Annotated in this window: 18 protein-coding genes; 10 read left to right on the top strand and 8 right to left on the bottom strand. The window is 56.3% G+C overall.

Annotated features, from left to right (window positions below; genetic code table 11):
• Positions 1-229 precede the first annotated feature (229 nt).
• A complete protein-coding gene (locus Q8W32_RS02285) occupies positions 230-742 on the top strand; it encodes a disulfide bond formation protein B (RefSeq protein WP_303431138.1) in 513 nt (170 codons plus the stop codon).
• Positions 743-930: 188 nt separating this feature from the next.
• On the top strand, positions 931-1,407 hold the full coding sequence (gene rsd, locus Q8W32_RS02290; RefSeq protein ID WP_303431139.1) for a sigma D regulator: 477 nt from the start codon (positions 931-933) through the stop codon (positions 1,405-1,407).
• A gap of 147 nt (positions 1,408-1,554) precedes the next feature.
• Here the strand turns inward: rsd and Q8W32_RS02295 are convergent, their stop codons facing one another.
• On the bottom strand, positions 1,555-2,013 hold the full coding sequence (locus Q8W32_RS02295; RefSeq protein ID WP_303431140.1) for a DUF4124 domain-containing protein: 459 nt from the start codon (positions 2,011-2,013) through the stop codon (positions 1,555-1,557).
• Between the two features lie 143 nt (positions 2,014-2,156).
• Between Q8W32_RS02295 and Q8W32_RS02300 the strand changes: the two genes are divergently transcribed.
• Positions 2,157-2,948, top strand: a complete 792-nt coding sequence (locus Q8W32_RS02300; protein ID WP_303431141.1) for a ParA family protein — start codon at positions 2,157-2,159, stop codon at positions 2,946-2,948.
• A gap of 30 nt (positions 2,949-2,978) precedes the next feature.
• Here Q8W32_RS02300 and Q8W32_RS02305 read toward each other — a convergent pair whose 3' ends face one another.
• Positions 2,979-3,524 (bottom strand): TIGR02444 family protein, encoded by a 546-nt coding sequence (locus tag Q8W32_RS02305; RefSeq protein ID WP_303431142.1) that lies wholly within the window; start codon positions 3,522-3,524, stop codon positions 2,979-2,981.
• Between the two features lie 27 nt (positions 3,525-3,551).
• Here Q8W32_RS02305 and Q8W32_RS02310 point away from each other — a divergent pair, with 27 nt between their 5' ends.
• Positions 3,552-5,456, top strand: coding sequence for an ATP-binding cassette domain-containing protein (locus Q8W32_RS02310; protein ID WP_305413521.1), 1,905 nt, complete (start codon positions 3,552-3,554; stop codon positions 5,454-5,456).
• Between the two features lie 38 nt (positions 5,457-5,494).
• Here the strand turns inward: Q8W32_RS02310 and waaA are convergent, their stop codons facing one another.
• Positions 5,495-6,766, bottom strand: a complete 1,272-nt coding sequence (waaA, locus tag Q8W32_RS02315; protein WP_305413524.1) for a lipid IV(A) 3-deoxy-D-manno-octulosonic acid transferase — start codon at positions 6,764-6,766, stop codon at positions 5,495-5,497.
• Positions 6,767-6,859: 93 nt separating this feature from the next.
• Here waaA and hldE point away from each other — a divergent pair, with 93 nt between their 5' ends.
• From hldE to lpxL, 3 genes are all read left to right on the top strand, one after another.
• On the top strand, positions 6,860-8,299 hold the full coding sequence (hldE, locus tag Q8W32_RS02320; protein ID WP_305413526.1) for a bifunctional D-glycero-beta-D-manno-heptose-7-phosphate kinase/D-glycero-beta-D-manno-heptose 1-phosphate adenylyltransferase HldE: 1,440 nt from the start codon (positions 6,860-6,862) through the stop codon (positions 8,297-8,299).
• Positions 8,296-9,267 (top strand): ADP-glyceromanno-heptose 6-epimerase, encoded by a 972-nt coding sequence (gene rfaD / locus Q8W32_RS02325; protein ID WP_305413528.1) that lies wholly within the window; start codon positions 8,296-8,298, stop codon positions 9,265-9,267. The genes hldE and rfaD overlap by 4 nt, the downstream gene beginning before the upstream one ends.
• A 71-nt stretch (positions 9,268-9,338) precedes the next feature.
• Complete coding sequence (gene lpxL / locus Q8W32_RS02330; RefSeq protein WP_305413530.1) at positions 9,339-10,250, top strand: LpxL/LpxP family Kdo(2)-lipid IV(A) lauroyl/palmitoleoyl acyltransferase; 912 nt, start codon at positions 9,339-9,341, stop codon at positions 10,248-10,250.
• A gap of 73 nt (positions 10,251-10,323) precedes the next feature.
• Here the strand turns inward: lpxL and Q8W32_RS02335 are convergent, their stop codons facing one another.
• The 5 genes from Q8W32_RS02335 to Q8W32_RS02355 form a co-directional block, all read right to left on the bottom strand.
• Positions 10,324-10,743, bottom strand: a complete 420-nt coding sequence (locus tag Q8W32_RS02335; protein WP_303431149.1) for a molybdopterin-binding protein — start codon at positions 10,741-10,743, stop codon at positions 10,324-10,326.
• A 324-nt stretch (positions 10,744-11,067) separates the two neighbouring features.
• Positions 11,068-12,048: a hypothetical protein gene (locus Q8W32_RS02340; RefSeq protein ID WP_305413533.1), complete on the bottom strand. Its 981-nt coding sequence runs from the start codon at positions 12,046-12,048 to the stop codon at positions 11,068-11,070.
• A gap of 194 nt (positions 12,049-12,242) precedes the next feature.
• Positions 12,243-12,737: a hypothetical protein gene (locus tag Q8W32_RS02345; protein WP_303431151.1), complete on the bottom strand. Its 495-nt coding sequence runs from the start codon at positions 12,735-12,737 to the stop codon at positions 12,243-12,245.
• A 98-nt stretch (positions 12,738-12,835) separates the two neighbouring features.
• Complete coding sequence (locus Q8W32_RS02350) at positions 12,836-14,608, bottom strand: GspE/PulE family protein (protein WP_305413535.1); 1,773 nt, start codon at positions 14,606-14,608, stop codon at positions 12,836-12,838.
• Between the two features lie 54 nt (positions 14,609-14,662).
• Complete coding sequence (locus tag Q8W32_RS02355) at positions 14,663-16,003, bottom strand: inorganic triphosphatase (RefSeq protein ID WP_305413537.1); 1,341 nt, start codon at positions 16,001-16,003, stop codon at positions 14,663-14,665.
• Between the two features lie 14 nt (positions 16,004-16,017).
• Between Q8W32_RS02355 and argE the strand changes: the two genes are divergently transcribed.
• The 3 genes from argE to Q8W32_RS02370 all read left to right on the top strand — a co-directional run bounded on the left by argE (position 16,018) and on the right by Q8W32_RS02370 (position 19,462).
• Positions 16,018-17,190: an acetylornithine deacetylase gene (argE, locus tag Q8W32_RS02360; RefSeq protein ID WP_305413539.1), complete on the top strand. Its 1,173-nt coding sequence runs from the start codon at positions 16,018-16,020 to the stop codon at positions 17,188-17,190.
• A gap of 128 nt (positions 17,191-17,318) precedes the next feature.
• On the top strand, positions 17,319-18,623 hold the full coding sequence (gene argA, locus Q8W32_RS02365; protein ID WP_305413540.1) for an amino-acid N-acetyltransferase: 1,305 nt from the start codon (positions 17,319-17,321) through the stop codon (positions 18,621-18,623).
• A gap of 17 nt (positions 18,624-18,640) precedes the next feature.
• Positions 18,641-19,462 (top strand): spermidine synthase, encoded by an 822-nt coding sequence (locus Q8W32_RS02370; RefSeq protein ID WP_303431157.1) that lies wholly within the window; start codon positions 18,641-18,643, stop codon positions 19,460-19,462.
• Positions 19,463-19,705: the final 243 nt, after the last annotated feature.

Below are 19,705 nucleotides of genomic sequence, written 5' to 3' on the forward strand. Positions count from 1 at the left end.
TCTGGCCAACATGGCAGAGAAAACGGGCGAGAATGCTTGCATCCGGCGGAACATTTTCGACTTCTGGCGGACTGACATCCGCCACCACAGCCACTTGGCACGTAAAGAACCATGACTCAAATCTGACGCTGCCATAACAGGTGTCAGATTTGCGCAATGACAACCCGGTTCCCGTACAAAGTGCTGTGATACACTCGCCCATCATCACGATTTCGCATAAGGCAACCCCATGAGCCCGAGATTATTGCGTTTTGGCTATCTGGCCGGATTTTTGATCTGTGCTGCCCTGCTTGGTGCAGCCTATTACTTCGAGATTGTGCTTTATATGGAGCCATGTCCGCTCTGTATTGTGCAACGCTTGGCGACCCTGCTGATCGGTATTGGCTGCCTGTTGGCCTTTATTTTTGACGGCTTTCGCTGGATGTCACGGCTGGCACTGGCCCTGACCACCGGCGCCTCTGTTTTTGGAGCCGTGGTAGCCAACCACCACATCTGGATTCAAGGCTTGCCGCCAGAAGAAGTCCCTGCCTGCGGTCCCAGCTTTGACTACCTGCTCGAAACCCTGCCCATGAATGAGCTGATCAACATCATGCTGCACGGCAACGGCAACTGCGCGGATATTTCCTGGATGTTCTGGGGCATGAGCATGCCGGAGTGGACGCGGCTGTTCTTTATTGTGTTTGCGATCATCAGCCTGATCACCCTGATCGCCAAATGGCGCAGTAATGGGCGGAAAGCCTGAGCGGCCTGAGCGATAAGCAGAACCATGGCGGATAGCAAGTGGCAATTGTTGAAAAAGCCACTTGCACAGAGCTTTTAACCTTGCCTATATTGGTCGCGCCAGAGCTGGCTTTTGATGCCAGCGGAGGCTGTTCCCTGTTCCGTTACAAGCACCGGGGACAGACTCACGATCACAGACAGGAGTGCCGTATGTTAGAACGAGTCAACACTGCCAAAGAACGCTGGGGTGGCGTCCACAAGATGATCGACAGCTGGCTGAACGGGAGACAGGCGTTAATTGTCAAATTTTGCCACCTTTCCAGTGTCAAACCGCTGTCTCACGAAGAAACCCCATTGGCCGAGCTGGTACAGAATTTTTGTCAGGCGATGATGGATTACTGCTCCGCTGGCCATTTTGAAATTTACGAGCGCCTGATGGTCGAAGCGCGGGAATATGCCGATGGCAGCCTCGAATTTGCCCAGCAACTGGTTCCTCGTCTCGACCAATTGACGACCCAGTGTGTGGACTTCAACGATCGTTATGATCATTCCTGCAATCTGGAGCAGCTGACCAAGCTGTCGGAAGATCTGTCTCACCTGGGAGAAATACTGGAAGAACGCTTTCAACTGGAAGATCAGCTGATCGAACGCCTGCACACTGCTCATCGCGAATCGGTTACTGAATAACAACATAGCGCGTCGAATCCACTGACCGGGTTCGACGCCCTGTCGCTTGTTTCTTGCAACCGTCAAGAGTCGGCCACCCGTCGTTACACTGTTCCAGGTTCCATCCCCGTACCACTTCCCATCCCACTTTTCGACCCACTTCGCAGGCTAACGCGTCATGCTTTCTATCTGGGCATTATGGGCATCCAGCAGTCCTTGCACAGCCTTGGCATCATTCAGGGCCTGTTCAGCGGCCTTGGGATTAAACAACGCCTCAAGCCCCGGCTGTACCCGATCAACGTCATCTGCAGCGGTCGACGCCCGTGCCTCGCTGTGGATCTCCGGCTCCGTCCCTATATCAAAATGTTGCAGAATATTGGCCGCCGTATCCACCGTCACCGGAATCACAGCCACTCCTTCGGGTACCTCGTCACCAAAATGCCAGATACCTTCGGCGTCTTGCCATTTATAGTAGGTTTTCCGAGTGGTCATCGTCGATAAGGTTGAATCAACACTCTCCCCCATCGATACCAAAGGCTTGCCGTCAGAACGGTTAAGAAAGTAAGGTGTCATAAACACGCTCACCAGTATGATCGCCAGTGGAATCAGTATTCTGGCTTTTAGCATTTGACCATCCTTTGATGTTCGTTTTGTCCGTTAACTATTGTAACCGATACTTGAATGTATAAGTGCCTCGCAGGGAAACTCCGAGTGACTGATATCCAGTCCCGGAAGCACTGGCACAACGATCAGCAGAAGGAGAACCAACTGTGTTACAGACCTCTCCCGCAACCGCTTCCTCCTCAAGTGACCGCACGGCATCAGGCCAGGGTAGCGATGTACGAATCACTCGTCATGAAAAACCCTTTCGCGTACTGATTGCCAATGCCAAAGGCGGCTGTGGCAAAACCACGCTCGCTACCAACCTCGCCAGTTTTTTTGCTGCCCGACAGCTTCACACCGCCCTGATCGACTATGACCCACAAGCCTCCGCCAGTGACTGGCTCAAGGCACGGGGTCATCACTTGCCCACGATTACCGGCGTCTGTGCCACCCGCCGCAGCCAGACGACCGCCACTCGCAGTTGGGAAATGCGGGTACCGAGCAATACCGCCATGATGATCATCGATACACCGGCCGGGCTGACCGGCCATGCCCTTGGCGATCGCATCCGCCAAAGTGACGCGGTGATTATTCCAGTCTTGCCGTCCGCCATTGATATTCGGGCGGCCACCACGTTTATTCGGGACGTTATGCTGTCACCGGTGTTCCGCCAATCCCCCCGGGCGATTGCCGTCGTCGCCAATCGCACCCGGCAAAATACCCTGATCTATACCAAGCTGAATCTGTTTCTGAAAAGCCTTGGCATTCCCTTTATCACCACCCTGCGGGACACCCAGCGTTATGTCAGAACCAGCGAACTGGGCCAAGGCATCATTGATGACCCGCTGGCGGATGCCAGAGACCTGGCTCACTGGGAAGTCCTGCTGCAATGGCTGGAAAGTACCCGCACCAAGTCTTCTCCCGGCAGCCATTACCAGGCTGACAAGCCATCGCCATGACACACTCCCGGCATCATCACAGAAACCATGTCATGATTGCTGCTCAAGATAAGCTTCCAGAGCGTCGATCAAGGGTTCTGGCGAATCGTCATCCCGATCCGGTTGCGGCCAATCTGGCAGCAATGCCAGATTTTCCATCACACAATCAACCAGGCTTTCTTCCTCAGGACACGCCCCGGCGAACTCCTCCAGCAACTGATACAAACCAGCCAGGCCAAACTGCTCGGCCTCCAGCTCCAGTGCCTTGACCCGTTGGCGGAACTCGCCAGCAAAGCGATCGTTTGTTGGCGCTGTGGATAACGAGCCTTTGGGTAGCAGGGTCCGTATGCCCCGTAACGGCCGGATGACGCTGTCCCTCCACCCCAGATAACCGGCCAGACGCTGAGCAAACGGCTCATCCTCAGGCCAGGCACGCCACTCACTGGCCAGCCATAATGCCGCCAAAACCAGCAGTACATCTCCGCCATCTTCTTGTATCTCAAGCAATCGCTGCTCAACATTATTCATCTGGTAAAACCGCTGGGCGAATTGCCACAGTGGGTTGTCCAGAGATTCTGTGGCACACTGCGCCGCCATTGCCGCTACCTTTAGTCACTGTCGAATATGATTGAATTTAATCAGGTTTCCCTGCAAAGGGGTACGCAAACCCTGTTGAAAGATGCCAGCCTGCGCATCCATGATGGCCAGAAACTGGCCCTGATCGGTCCCAACGGCGCGGGAAAATCCACTCTGTTTGCACTGCTGAACGGCGAATTGACCGTCGATGGCGGTGATCTGGAAATTCCCGGCAAGTGGCGAATTTCCCATATGGCACAAGAAGTCGTCGCCAGCGAACGCAGCGCCCTCGACTACGCCATCGATGGTGACAAGCCCTATCGCACCATAGAAGCCGGCATTGCCAACGCCGCCGATGACCATCAGCTGACCCATTGGCTCGACCGCATGGACCAGCACAAGGGCTACGAAGTGCCCGTCAAGGCTGAGCAGTTGCTCCATGGTCTTGGTTTTAACCAGGCCGACCTGCAACGGGCAGTGAAAGATTTTTCCGGGGGCTGGCGTATCCGTCTGAATCTGGCTCAGGCACTGATGATGCCCTCCGACCTGCTGTTACTGGATGAACCAACCAACCACCTGGATCTCGAGGCTACCCTGTGGCTGGAAGGTTATCTGCGCAAATATCCCGGCACCCTGTTGTTTATCTCTCACGATCGCGATTTTATCGACGGCGTGGCCGATCATATTGTCCACTTGCATGAGCAGAAGCTGACGCTTTACCCTGGCAATTACAGCGCTTACGAACGGATCCGGGCAGAAAAGCTGGCCCAGCAGCAACTGCTGTTCGAAAAACAGCAAACCCGTGTTGAAGAAATCGAAAAGTTTGTTACCCGCTTTCGCGCCAAGGCATCCAAGGCCAAGCAGGCCCAGAGCCGCCTGAAAGAATTACAGCGCATGGAGCTGATCGCACCGGCCCATGTTGACTCGCCATTCCGGTTTGAATTTCCCTGTCATGAACAAATGTCCAGCCCGTTGCTGACGCTGAAACAGGCCGACCTCGGTTATCAGCAAGCCAATGACACCAAAACGCTGCTTCCTGGCGTCAACCTTTCCATTGTGCCCGGTGACCGCATCGGCTTGCTTGGCCCCAATGGCGCGGGCAAATCCACCCTGTTAAAAACCCTCTGTGAAGAGATTCCCTTGCTGGCCGGTGAACGTACCCGGGGCGAGCATTTGCATATCGGTTATTTTGCCCAGCACCAGCTCGAATCCCTCGACACCTCAGCGTCGGGGATGTTGATCCTGCAACGGCTGAAACCCAAGGCCAGCGAGCAGTCAATTCGTAACTTCCTGGGTGGGTTCGGTTTTCATGGCGACCGTGCCCTGGAAGTGATTGAACCTTTCTCCGGCGGTGAAAAAGCCCGTATGGCGCTGGCCTGCGTCGCCTGGATGAAACCCAACCTGCTGATTCTCGACGAACCGACCAACCATCTGGATATCGAGATGCGCGAGGCACTGACGCTGGCGCTGCAGAACTTCCCCGGTGCCATTCTGATCGTCAGCCACGATCGTCATTTGCTCAAAGCCAGTGTCGATGAATATTGGCTGGTTGATCACGGCAAGGTGCAGGAGTTTGATGGCGATCTCGACGACTACCACCAGTACCTCAACACCCGGGGACAGTGGGACACCAGCAGTCCGGCCGCCGCACCGGACAGTGCCAGCCCGGCCACAACGGTTGATCGCAAGGAGCAGAAACGTCTGGATGCCGCCCGCCGCCAGCGTCTGGCACCACTACGCAAACAGCAGCAAGCCGCAGAAAAACAGATGGAAAAACTGCAGCAACAGCTCACCGCAATCGAAACAACGCTGGCAGACAGCAGCCTGTACGAAGATGCTCGCAAACAGGAACTCAAACAGCGATTGGCCGAACAGGCAGAGACCAAAAGCAAGCTGGAAGATGTCGAAATGGAATGGATGGATTTGACAGAGCAGCTGGAAAACAGCGACTGACCCGGGTCAACCGCTTATATCCGTCAGACACTGCGTATTTAATGCGCATTGTCTGACAGCAACGTTGCGACATTCGCAACAAGCCGGGCTACCGCTCCCTGATTCTGTTGCACCTGGTTGTACCCCGCCAGGCCCATTTGTTGGCGCTGCTCCGGGTGATCGAGCAGCAACGCAACATCGTCAGCCAGGGTGGCAGCGGTCGTCAGCTGTACCGCCCCAATATCCACCAGCTCATCCACCACCGTCTGAAAATTGAAATAATGCGGCCCCATCAGTACCGGCTTGCCCAGCACCGCCGGTTCGATCGGGTTATGACCGCCGCGCGGCACCAGACTGCCACCCATGACCACCACATCGGCGGCCGCCAGCAACAGCAGCATTTCGCCCATACTGTCAGCCAGATAAACCTGTGCATCGTTGCCAGGAGCCTGGGTGCTGCGCTGCGCCAGCGTAAAACCCTGCTCCAGACACGCTTGCGCCACCGGCCCAAAGCGCTCCGGATGACGCGGCACCAGCACCAACAACAGTTCTGGCCAGCGCTGCAACCAGGATGTCATGGCAGCCAACATCAGGCTTTCTTCACCATCGTGGCTGGACGCCAGCAACACCACTGGTCGTTGCTTGCCCCAGCCCTGCTTCAAGGCCGCGGCCTGCTCATCCAGCCCGGCCGGCACCACCACATCGTATTTGATACTGCCGCAGACACTCAGCCGGGATGGCGGCAAACCGAGATCCAGCAACCGCTGGCCATCCACCTGATGCTGCACCGCTACGTGTGTCAGGCGCTGCAACATCGGCCGGGTCAGTGCAGACAAGCGGGCATATCCGCGGGCCGAGCGCTCAGACAGACGGGCGTTGGCCAGCAGCACCGGTACGCCCCGCTGCTGACAACAGGCCAACAGGTTGGGCCATAATTCAGTTTCCATCACCACCAGACAGTCAGGCTTTGTACGTCGCAAAAACAGCCACCAGCACAACGGCAAGTCGTACGGCATAAAACTGCGCCGGACCCGGTCACCGAACAGACGTTCGACCTGCGCCGCCCCGGTTGGGGTGGTACTGGTGATCCAGATCGTGCGCTGCGGATACTGCCGTAACAGTTGTTCGATCAGCGGGGCAGCAGCCAGCGTCTCCCCCACCGATACCGCATGCACCCAAATGGCTCCACGGAGAGGCAAGGGAGTGACGGCGCCAAAACGTTCAACAATACGCTGGCGATAACCTGGATTCTTGCGGCCACGCCACCAGAGGCGGGCCAGCAGAATCGGCGTTATCAGGGTCAGAAAAACAGTATAGCCAAGCCGTGCCACAAGTGAGTTCTCTAGCGGGAACAGGGGCAGGAATGGTAGCACAACAAGCCATTGTGCTAGACTCAGCGCTCTTTTTTTAGTGCGCAAATTACAATGAATACCAACGTTCCGGACTACCATCAAGCCCAGGTGCTTGTCTTTGGTGACGTCATGCTGGACCGCTACTGGCAAGGTCCAACTTCCCGTATTTCTCCGGAAGCGCCGGTGCCTGTGGTTAAAATCCAGGACATCGAAAACCGTGCCGGTGGTGCCGGTAACGTAGCCCTCAATATCGCCACCCTGGGTGCCAATGCCGTGCTGCTGGGCGTTACCGGCAACGATGAGAATGGCCGTCAGCTGTCGGGCCTGCTGCAACAGTCCGGGGTCGCCTGTCACTTTCTCGAGCACCCCTGCCACCCCACCATTACCAAGCTGCGCATTATCAGTCGCCAGCAACAGTTGATCCGGCTCGATTTTGAAGAGGCTTTTCACAGCACCGATATGTCGACGCTGTGTGCAACCTACGACCAGCAGCTCAGCCAGGCGCAAGTCGTGATACTGTCAGATTACGGCAAAGGCGCCTTGAGCAACCCGCAACGCCTGATTCGTGCCGCTCGCCAGGCCAATGTCCCGGTGCTGGTCGACCCCAAAGGCACTGATTTTGAACGTTATCGCGGCGCCAGCCTGATCACCCCCAACCTGAGTGAATTTGAAGCGGTGGTCGGCCCCTGCCCGGACGACGACACACTGGTCGCCAAAGGGCGAGCGCTGATCGAGGCCCATGACCTCGATGCCATCCTGATCACCCGTAGTGAAAAAGGCATGACCCTGATTGTCAAACATCAGGAGCCGTTCCATTTGCCCACCCGGGCCAGAGAAGTATTTGATGTTACCGGAGCCGGGGACACGGTGATTTCGGTGCTGGCCTCCTCTCTGGCCGCAGGCTGTGACCTGCGCCAGGCAACACTGATGGCCAACACCGCCGCCGGTATTGTCGTCGGCAAACTCGGCACCGCGACCGTAACCACCGAAGAACTGCGTATCGAATTGCGCAGCGAAAATCATCAGGGTGCCGGAATGTTCGACGAAGACAGCCTCGCCATTCAGGTAGAAGAAGCGCGCTCACGGGGTGAAACCCTGGTGATGACCAATGGCTGCTTCGATATCCTGCATCCGGGTCACGTACAATACCTGAAAGAAGCCAAGGCCCTGGGAGACCGGCTGCTGGTCGCCGTCAATGCCGATGAATCCGTCAGCCGCCTGAAAGGCCCGACCCGGCCGATCAATCCAATCGATCACCGCATGGCGGTGTTGGCTGGCCTGGAAAGCGTTGACTGGGTAGTGCCGTTCAGCGAAGACACACCAGAGCGTCTGATTTGCCGCTTGCTACCGGATATTCTGGTCAAGGGCGGCGATTACACCGTTGATCAGATTGCTGGCGGTCACTGTGTGCAGGACAACGGCGGTGACGTCATTATTCTTAGCTTCAAAGACAACTGTTCCACCAGTGCCATTGTCAAACGTATTCAGAATTCTGAGGAGAGCAAGTCATGATCATTGTTACCGGCGCGGCTGGTTTTATCGGTGCCAACATTGTCAAAACCCTGAACGCACAGGGCCGCAGCGACATTATCGTGGTCGACGACCTGACCGACGGCAAGAAATTCTACAACCTCGCTGACTGCGATATTGCTGATTACCTCGACAAGGATGACTTTATCCAGCGGGTACAGCTGGATGACGGCCTGCTCGACGACGTTGACGTGATTTTCCACGAGGGCGCCTGCTCCGAAACCACCGAGTGGAACGGCAAGTTCATGATGGAGAACAACTACGAATACTCCAAAATCCTGTTACACGCCTGCCTCGAACAACGTATTCCTTTTCTGTATGCCTCCAGTGCGGCAGTCTATGGTGGCAGTGCCGTTTTCAAGGAAGAGCGCAGCTTCGAGCAGCCACTGAACGTGTATGGCTATTCCAAGTGGCAATTCGACCAGTATGTCCGTCAGCTACGGGCAACATCGCCGGAACAGTTCCAAAGTCAGGTGGTGGGTTTCCGTTACTTCAATGTTTATGGCCCCCGTGAACATCACAAAGGCAGCATGGCATCGGTCGCCTTTCACTTTAATAACCAGATTCAAGCCAATGGCGTGTGCAAACTGTTTGCCGGTTGTGACGGTTATGCCGATGGTGAACAACGCCGTGACTTTGTGTTTGTCGAAGACGTCGTCAAGGTTAACCTGTGGTTCTGGGCCAACCCGGATCAAAGCGGTATTTTCAACCTCGGTACCGGCCAGTGCCAGAGCTTTAATGACGTCGCTGATGCCGTGATCGACTGGCACCAGGAACAAGGCAACCCGGCCCGTAAAGAATACATGGCGTTTCCAGATCACCTTAAAGGCGCTTACCAAAGCTTTACCGAGGCTGATATCAGTGCCTTGCGGGCAGCCGGGTATGACCAGGCCTTCGCCGATGTCAAAACCGGTGTCCATGCGTATATGAACTGGCTCAACCAGCGCTGATACAGCGTCTACACTGATCCTTGGGTCCGGCAGCCCTTGCCGGACCTTCCGTACGTCGAAAGAGAATATCCATGCCTCCCAAGCACCTGTTACATCCTCGCTACTGGCCAGTCTGGTGTGGCGTTGGCCTGCTGGTCGCCATGACTTATCTGCCCTACCGTCTCCAGCTGATGATTGGTAAAACGCTGGGACTGTTACTGTACAAGGTGGGCAAAAGTCGCCGCCACATCACCAGAGTCAATATCGGTCTCTGCTTTCCGGAGAAAACCCCACAGCAACAGGCGCAACTGGCGCGACAGGTGTTTATCGACAACGGCATTGGCTTGATGGAAACCCTGATCGGTTGGTTTCGGCGGCCGGACTATTTGCTGAGCCGTACCCACTTTCATGGCTTTGATCAGCTCAAGGCAGAACTGGCCGCCGGGAAGGGGGTGTTATTGCTGGGAGCGCACTACTCCATGCTCGACCTTGCCGGGGCTCTGTTTGTCACCCAGGTACCGGTCAATGTCAGTTACCGGCCCCAGGACAATCCAGTGATGAACTGGTTGATGGAACAGCGCCGCCAGAAACTCTACAGCGGCTGCTATACCCGCAAGGATATCCGTGCCTTTATTCGTTGCCTCAAACAAGGTGAGGCGCTGTGGTACGCGCAAGACCAGGACTTTGGCCGCAAGAACAGTGTTTTTGTGGATTTTTTCGGGATTCCGACGGCCACGATTACCGCCACTTCCCGCATTGCCAGAGCCGGCAAGGCGACCGTGATGCCAGTCACCTACTTTCGCCGCCATGACAACTCCGGCTACGATATCACCGTACACCCGCCACTGCCGATTCCCAGCGGGGATGATATCGAAGACGCACGGGTTGCCAATGCCTTTATCGAGCAGCAACTGCGTCAACATCCGTCGCAGTATCTGTGGTTGCACAAACGCTTTAAAACCCGACCAGACAAGGCGGTAAAAAAAGGCGAAGTCTACCGCTGAAAACAGCGCCAGACCTCTGTGGGGAAATACCAGCCAGTACGACTGGTTCAGGCTGGCTGGTTAGCCCGTTAATTCAAACAGCAAGAATAACAGCGCTGGCCTTGAAGAAAGCACAGACAGGGGTACCGACCTGGATCCCCAGCTTGTTGATACTGCCTTCGGTAACAATGGCAACGAGTTCACCACCGCCCTGCAACGTCACGTCCACTTCACAGTTCACCGCCCCGTGACGCACTGCCGATACTTCGCCCTTGAGCAAGTTACGGGCACTGATGGATAGATCCAGATCGGTACTGAGCATCACATGGCTGGATTTGATCAAGGCCGTTACTTCCTTGCCCGCCGTTAATCCAAGCTTGTTGGTGCTTTCACTGGTGACGATCGCCACCACCACATCCTGATCATTCAGGGCGATATCCACTTCATCATTAACGGCTCCACCACGAACCTGGAGGACTTTCCCAACTAATTGATTTCTGGCACTGGTCAACATAAGAGTTGTCTCCTACAACAATGGTATTGTCTGGTTTTCATGCGTTCTGACCATAAAAAGGAACAGCAACCTGCAGTGATGATCTCCAACACGGGCACTGGCGGTTATCCTGAATCCACGGAACAGGACTACCCGGCATATCCAGATGTATTGGAAACTGAAACGGCGTGATGCCGCGACCAGGCACCTGCCTGTATGGCAACGACATGCAGATCAAACAGCATACATACAGCGGACATGGATAAGAGGAGGCAGAACCTGATCAGTAAGACCGGCCAATGATTATTACAAAACCATGTCAAACACAACGTGAGACAGATCAGGTTATTCGACGACCACAGAGGGTTGAACCTGATGTAATGTCGTTGCGGCATAAGGCTCGGAAAGGGATTCCAGCCAAGGTTGCATCATAACGGACAGTTCAGCCAACTCCTGGCTGAGAGCCGTATAGCGGCGCTCGAAAGTGGTGGCTTCCAGCTGATTACGCTGCAGGTTGTTCAGCACGGCAGCGGCCACACTGCCATTCTCGCCCAAGTCATCCAGCTGCTGGCGTTGCAGCTGCAAGGAGTGATTAAGATCGGTCAGTATGGTCATCTCCGCATCGATAATTTCCCGCTGTCGGAGCTGCTGCTCGCGTACCAGGTTCAGTAGCGTCAGCTGCTGTTGTTGCTGTGCCGACAGCGGTTCCAGCATCTGATCAGCCTTGCGCTGGATATTAAGCATCGCTGCCACCGCTTTCTTGAGCGTCGCCACTTCCTTGCTCATTTCATTAAAATGCGCACTTGTGCTACTCAGCATACGCTGGGAAGAATCACTCAATTTGAGCAAGGCCTTATCCTGTGCTGCAAATGCTTGCTGAACATCGGAGTGCGTCTGCGCGCTGGCATTACGGAATGCGTTAATGGATGTCCGGGCCATCTCTTCAGCCAGTTTTTTCTGATTGCGAAGATTGGCGGACAACAGGTCCTTGATATGCGCATGGCCACCGGATATCTCGCTGAACACCAGCTCCTGTAACTCCAGGGCACGCTGGCTCTGCTCGCCATTGACTCTCAGGCTGTGATTGATATCACCGGTATCTCGCAGCAGATTGTTCAGACTGATCTCAAAATGATCCTTGATTTCATTAACGACACTGTCCAGGGTTTCCGCACTGAACTGATGGTGCTCGGACTGCTCGGCAGTCTGTGCAGCCAGATTGGTCTCAATACGATCAAGGCGTTTTTTTAGCGGGGCAACGACCAGAAACAGAGCAATCAGAATCACAAGTTGCGCTGCCAGAGGGAGTAACTGGCTGATATCCATTTTTATTCTCCAGTGCTCTTCGGAGCCTGTCAGGGTCCAATGAGGGTATGCCGGGAAACATACCGGATCTGCCGGGCAAGCTCCAGCATTGAGCCATATTGCATATAGACGGCACGGCCGAGGGTACAGATCATCGGCGCATAAGGATAAACCCCGGCTCAATGGGGTCAAGATAATCGAACAATCCGCCGGTCTCAGACCCGGCCAGTGACCCGTAAAAACGTTTCCTGTAACACGCGAACATCATTGGCAGCGCGATGGCGCTCGATCTTCAGTTCATCCCACAGGCTGTTCTTGGTGTCATGCCAGGCTTCCATCTGCTCCTGGCTCAGCAGGCGGTTGATCGTATCAATACGAAAGCGCTGCACCAGGTCAGCTTCATCGAACAGCCGTCCAAGCCATGAGCTGTCGTAACTCCAGGCATCCGAGTACAGGGTTTTCCCTCGCAAGGCGTCGTTCATACGTAATGCCACTTCACGCGGGCCAAGGCCGTCGGACTCAAGCATCGAACGGGAGATACCGTGAATCTTTTCTGCTTCTTCACTCCAGTGACACCATGATGGAGCCGGACGTATCAGGCAGCAAGTCACCATGCGATCCTCCAGCGCGTACCCGACCTCGATGGGATAGCTGCCGGAACCGAAACCGGAGGCTTCGAGATCGATAATGGGAGGAACGAGTTTTTGCACCTGGATATCCTGTTGCCTGGGTGAGCTTTGACGCATTGTAACGTTTGAAGCCCAGACTCTCCATGACGATTCGTGTTACTGGGCGTCCGTCAACAATATCAACTTGAATGTCGTGCCAGCGGTGCGACACGCATCACTTCTTCCATTGTTGTCAAACCAGCCGCCACTTTGTGGGCACCACTGAGTCGCAAGCTGTGCATGCCTTCTTTCATCGCCGCCTGACGCAGTTTTTGCTGATCCGTCTGTTCGTTAATCAAAAGCTCCAGGGTTTCGGTCATGGGCATGACTTCATAAATACCCAGACGCCCCATATAACCGGTCCCCCGACACTCAAGACACCCGACAGCGCTGTACACCTGTTCGGGAGTTTTGACCAACCAGGGAGCCGTCAGCTGCTTCCATGCGGCTTCGTCGGTCGGCTGTTTTTGTTTGCAATGCGGACACAGCGACCGGATCAACCGCTGCGCCATCACCCCCAGCACACTGGAACGAATCAGATAGGCAGGCAGCCCCAGTTCCTGCAATCGGGTAAACGCTGAAGGTGCATCGTTGGTATGCAGGGTCGATAACACCAAATGCCCGGTAAGCGCCGCCTGTACGGCAATTTCTGCGGTTTCCAGGTCACGCACCTCCCCGACCATAATGATGTCCGGGTCCTGACGCAGCAGCGCCCGCACACCGCTGGCGAACGTCAGCTCGATGCCCGGATGTACCTGCATCTGGTTAAAGGCTGGTTCGACCATCTCGATCGGGTCTTCGATACTGCAGACATTTACGTCCTCGGTCGCCAGCTGTTTCAGGGTCGAGTACAGCGTGGTGGTTTTACCCGACCCGGTCGGCCCGGTGACAAACACGATTCCGTGGTTGTTGCTGACCATTTTCTGCCAGCGGCGCTGATCTTCCTTGCCAAAACCCATCTCGACAAAACTGCGAACCAGCACCTGCGGGTCAAAAATCCGCATCACCAGTTTTTCGCCAAACGCCGTGGGCAGGGTCGACAACCGCAACTCGACTTCCTGTCCAGAGGGAGTCTTGGACTTCAGACGGCTGTCTTGAGGTTTGCGTTTTTCCGCAATATTCATACGGCCAAGGGATTTAAGCCGTGCCACCACCGCCATACCCACCTGGGCAGGCAGCTCGTAGACATTGTGCAACACGCCATCAATCCGGAAGCGCACATGAGCCACCTCCCGCCGTGGCTCCAGATGAATATCACTGGCGCGCTGGTCAAACGCATACTGGAGCAGCCAGTCAACAATATTGACGATGTGCTCATCATTGGCGTCCGGCGCTCTGGCCTTGCCCAGTTCCAGCATGGTTTCCAGATTCTGTACCGCACCACTGCTGGAATGATCGCCACGCGCCCGGCTGACCGAGTTGGCCAGCTGGTAAAACTCTACCCGGTAACGCTCAATGGCCGACGGCGACGCCAATACACGCTGAATACGCCGCCGGGATACATGTTCGAGATCGACCACCCAGCTGGTGACATCCGGCTCTGCCGTCGCCACCACCACTTCCTCGGCGCTTACCCGCACCGCCAGAATACAATGACGCTCCGCAAACGCGTACGACATCACCTCCGTCACAGAAGGCACATCAATTTCCAGCGGATCGATCTGGCAGGTGGTCATATTTACCCGCTGCGCCAACCACTCGCAGAGCACATCTTCGGTCAGGGTTTTGCCATGGGGGCGAGCATCCTGAAAGTTCTGCCGCGCCAGCAAGGTCAGCGGATGCAAACTCGCCTCTCCCGCCTGGCGACGTATACCCAGAGCCTGTTCGTAATCGCTGGAACTGAGCAACCTGTCTCTGCGCATATCCTCCAGCAGACCAGTAAGACTCAGTTGACGATCAGCACTAGACTGCATGGAAAAACTCCAGAGAAGAAAAAGAATACGATAGAAACAAGGCGACGACGGGCGTCAGTGCATCCACTGCGCCACTAATCCAGACAACCGCCGGGAATGCTGCTGCACTGCCATGGCCCGGCTGTCAGAACCCAACGCTACCTGGTACAACTGCAGACCCAGCAACTCATGGGCCAGACGAGCAATTTCCGCCCGGTTCGCCGATGTGAGCGACCCGTTATCCCTTGCCAGTAACATCAGCGCCACCAGCTGCGATGGCGACCAGTCGGCCCCTCGTGACGGGGCATTGACGGACCGCGACAACAGATACCGGGACAGTGACGAGACGGCCTCCGGCGACGAAACACCACTGGGCTGCCATTGCCATAAACCGTGGCCCAGTTGCAACAAGGCACCCGCCAGCGAAGGCTGCTCACGCCATTGGTTAATCTCAGCCTCGGCTTGCTCAAAGCATGATGACTGCTCATCACATCCGGTCTGCACCAGACAGGCATAAGTCAACGCCAGCGCCGAGTCTACCAGAGTCCCGGCGGGCAAATATTGCTGCAGCGCCGGTTCCTGCCGTGCCAGCTCAAAAAAAGCTAACAGCTGTGCGGCAAAATCAATCGCCAGATCGGCGCTACGCGGAGGCTCCCAAAGTAATGCTTCCAGCGCCCGTTTGATCCACTCAAGGCTTTCATTCAGTTGCGTTGGCAAGAGGGCCGGATCGGCATCACAGGCAAACAGATTACCCCGCTGACGCCAGTCCCGACCCATGCCCAGGAGGCGGTAACCGCGCTCGGCTTTACTGATGTCGCTCATCCACAGCGGCACCTCGGCACCCAGTGTCTCGGCCATCCACCAGATATCGGCGGGGTCCCCTTGCAGCAGCTCCAGCTCCAGTTCACACAGGGGCACCTCCGTACCTCCGCCCTGGATCAGGCCACGATCCAGTACCACCTCGACCTGGCTTGGCCCCCGCTGCCAGACCCAGCGCTGGCGCGCAAAGTTGGTGCTGAACAAGGGCAGCAGTGAGTCAGCACACACGCCGTCAGGCCAGTGCGCCCGTACCACATCGCTGGCCAGCAAGGTGGTATCCAACTGGTGATGATCGAGAGGCCAGTTCCATTCATGACGAACACTCAGCCCCCCTTGATTGCTACCCCGGGTTTTCAGGGTTTGCTCAAACGATGACTCACCGTTTTGACGAATACGCAGGGCACACGCCTGGCGCGACAAGTCCCCTTGCTCAGTGTCAAAGTAGGTGTTGTTCAGCGTAGAATGTCCGCCACGCGTTGCCCGCACATCCAGCGCCTGCTGCAAGGCAATGGCGTGCTCCGGGGCAAAACGCAGTTTAAGCTCAATTTCATAGGTCATGGCGCTATTGTCATGACGCTCGTCAGGTTGCGCAAGCACAAGGTCATTGCTTTATGTCTGTTTCTGCCCGGAAAGTCCCTACGCTCATCGAAAGCCTGAGCACCTTGATCAGCCATAACAGCATCAGCTCGGTGTTACCCCAGTACGACCAGAGCAACCTGGCGGTGATTCACTGCCTCGCCCATTGGCTTGAGGCGCTGGGGTTTGCCTGCGAGATCCTGCCCGTCACGAATCACCCCGACAAAGCGAACCTGATCGCAACACTGGGCAGTGGCGATGGCGGTCTGGTGCTCAGTGGTCACACCGACACCGTGCCCTGCAACCCGCAGCTGTGGCAGTCCGATCCTTTCACCCTCACCGAACGTGACGGCCGCCTGTACGGTCTCGGCAGCTGTGATATGAAAGGCTTTTTTGCACTGATACTGGAAGCCGTACAGGTGTTTCAGGCCAGCGACTTCCAGCAGCCGCTGATTGTTCTGGCCACCGCCGATGAAGAAAGCGCCATGACCGGCGCTCGCGATCTCGCTCACCAGGGTCGCCTCAAGGGCCGTTATGCCGTGATTGGTGAGCCCACCAGCCTGCGTCCTATCCGCATGCACAAGGGCATTATTATGGAAAGCGTGCGCCTCACCGGCCGCGCCGGGCATTCATCCAACCCGGAGCTGGGCGTCAACAGCATCGATGCCATGCACGATGTCATCGGCGAACTCAGAACCCTGCGCCGCGAGCTGGCGACGCAATATAACAATGCCCATTTTGCCGTCACGGTACCAACGCTGAACCTCGGTTGTATCCACGGTGGCGACAACCCCAACCGCATCTGTGGCAGCTGCGAGCTGGCCTTTGATCTGCGCGCCTTGCCGGGCATGAGCAATGATGATTTGCGTAACGAGATTCGCCAGCGACTCAGCCCCATCGCCGCCCAGAACCAGGTAACGTTCGAGCTGGAAAGCCACTTTCCCGGTGTCGAGCCGTTTGAAACCCCCGCCAGCAGTGCTCTGGTACAGGCTGCCGAGCGACTGACCGGCCACCCAAGCGAAGCCGTCGCTTTCGCCACCGAAGCGCCCTTCCTGCAAGCGCTTGGGTTTGAAACCATTGTAATGGGGCCGGGCAGTATTGATCAGGCCCATCAGGTGGATGAATTCCTCGCCATCGACCAGATCGCACCGGGCGTCAAACTGCTGCAGTCCCTGATCCAGCAATTTTGCCTCACTCCCCAGAGCTGACCGGCACCCTGAATATCAGCCCGACACGATTGGCCTGACAGGCATTTCCGCTGCCGGCAGTAGTGCCCAGCGGATGAGCATGGTTAAATCGTCCGACTACCTTCTACTTGCATGAATGAGACACTGCAGTGACCCCTGATACCACCGCTTATGTGCACTGGTTTCGTCAGTCTTCCCCCTACATCAATGCGCACCGGGGCAAAACCTTTGTGCTGATGTTCGAAGGCGACGCCATCGCCGACGCCAACTTTACCCATATTGTCCAGGATATCGCCCTGCTGACCAGCCTGGGCGTACGCCTGGTACTGGTCCATGGCGCACGACCGCAGATCGATACCGCACTGGAACGTCTGGGCGTACAAAGTACTTTTTACAAAGACTTCCGCATCACCGACCGCCAGGCGTTAACCGCGGTCAAAGCCGCGGTTGGTTACGTCAAGGCAGACATTGAATCCCGCATGTCCGTCGGCTTGCCCAATTCCCCCATGCACGGTGCCCGCATGCGAGTAGTCAGCGGCAATTTTGTCACCGCCCGCCCAATGGGCGTGATTGATGGCATTGATTTCCAGCACACCGGCGAAGTACGCCGGATCGACCATAGCGCCATTACCGACCTGCTCGCGGCGGGCAATATTGTGCTGTTGTCCTGCCTTGGTTACTCGCCCTCTGGCGAAGTGTTCAACCTGGCCGTCGAAGATGTTGCCCGTCAGGCGGCCATCAGCCTGCGCGCCGACAAACTGATTCTGATGGGACAGGATGACGGCTTGCTCGAAGACAACGGCGAGACCTTGCAGCAACTGACCTGCCGCAGCCTCGAAGAACGCCTGACCCACTTTCACGGCGAAGCCCGCCATCACGCCGAAGCGGCCCTCAAAGCCGTCAGCCAGGGAGTGCCACGGGCGCATCTGATCAGTTTTCAGCACGATGGCGCCCTGCTGCAGGAGCTGTTCACCCGCGAAGGCAAGGGCACCATGATCAGCCAGGACCCGTACGACCAGCTGCGGCCGGCCAGAATCGATGACGTTGGCGGCATCCTCACCTTGCTGAAACCGCTGGAAGACGCCGGCATTCTGGTACGCCGCTCACGGGAGTTGCTGGAAACCGAGCTGAACCGTTTTTATGTTATCGAACGGGACGGCATGATCACCGCCTGCGCCGCGCTTTACCCCTACTCTGACGACCGCGCCGAGCTCGGCTGTGTGGCGGTTCACCCCGACTATCGTGGCGGCCACCGCGGCCAGCTGCTGCTGGATCAAATTGAACAGGAAGCCCGCAAGCGCCAGTTCCAGCAACTGTTTGTACTGACCACCCGGACTGCCCACTGGTTTATTGAACAGGGGTTTGTGCCTGGCCAGGTCTCCGACCTGCCCGAAGAACGCCAGAAGCTTTATAACTTCCAGCGTAACTCCAAGGTCTTCCTGAAAACCCTCTGAGCACAGGCATCAAGACAATGAGTGAGTGGTTTATTGCCGCCAATGAAATACACCGCCGCTACGACGACCATGGCGTCATACAGGTGTTCGATGACGGCAACAAACGCTACCTCAGTTTTGGTACTGCCGATGAACAGAGCTGCCTGCTCAAGCACCAGCCCAGACAGCTGCAGCACGAATACAGCCGCGCCATGCTGGCCTCGCTGTTATTGTTTGCCGAGCAAGCACCACAACGCATCTGTTTGTTGGGTCTGGGAGGAGGGCTGCTGGCCAATACGATTCATAGCCTGCTGCCCGAGTCCCAGATTAATGTAGTGGAACTGCGAGCAGCGGTATTACAGGTGGCGCGGCAATATTTTGCCCTGCCCCGTGACAGCCATCTGAACGTCCAGATTGCCGATGCCGGAGCCTGGCTGGCCGAGGCGCCCCCCAACGCCGCAGACTGGTTACTCAGCGACCTGTTTCTGGCCGACGGTCTGGATCAGCAACAGTTGCAAGAAAGCTTTCTCGACCACTGCCATCAGCACCTGTCACCCGGTGGCTGGCTGGTACTCAACCTGTGGCGCGAACACCGCGACCAGGCACTCTGGTTGTGGAAACTCAAACAACGTTTTCCCATTACCCAGCACGCTACCACCAAGGATGGCAACTGGATTCTGTGGGCGCAAAAACCGCCACTCACTCCCACGCCGATACCGGATGCCAAGCAGGCACAACGACAAGCCAAGCACTGGTCGGCAGCATTGGGCTTCAACTTGTGGCGTGCCGGTCGGCCTTTCTTTCGCGACAAAGGCGGCTGCCACCTGCTGCTGGGCAATCTGATTCCCGGCAATCATTAATGGTTTAACTGTCAACCATCCACTTATTCGGCCTGCTCCCCACTCATACTCAACCCGCGCCCACACCATTCGCATCAAATTCACATTGATTGCCTCTTTATGCTGCTTTTTATGCTGCTTTTTATACGGCTTTGTTACGTTTTGTTAACCCGCTCTTAACTTCCTCCCGGCGACAATGGCGGCAACTCCCAATACCTGATGTTTTCCTGGCACTACGGTCGCGCAACAAACCGGGGTTTGAGC

Origin of the sequence: Oceanobacter sp. 3_MG-2023 (assembly GCF_030688925.1) — a bacterium.
Taxonomy (GTDB): Bacteria; Pseudomonadota; Gammaproteobacteria; order Pseudomonadales; family Oceanobacteraceae; genus Oceanobacter.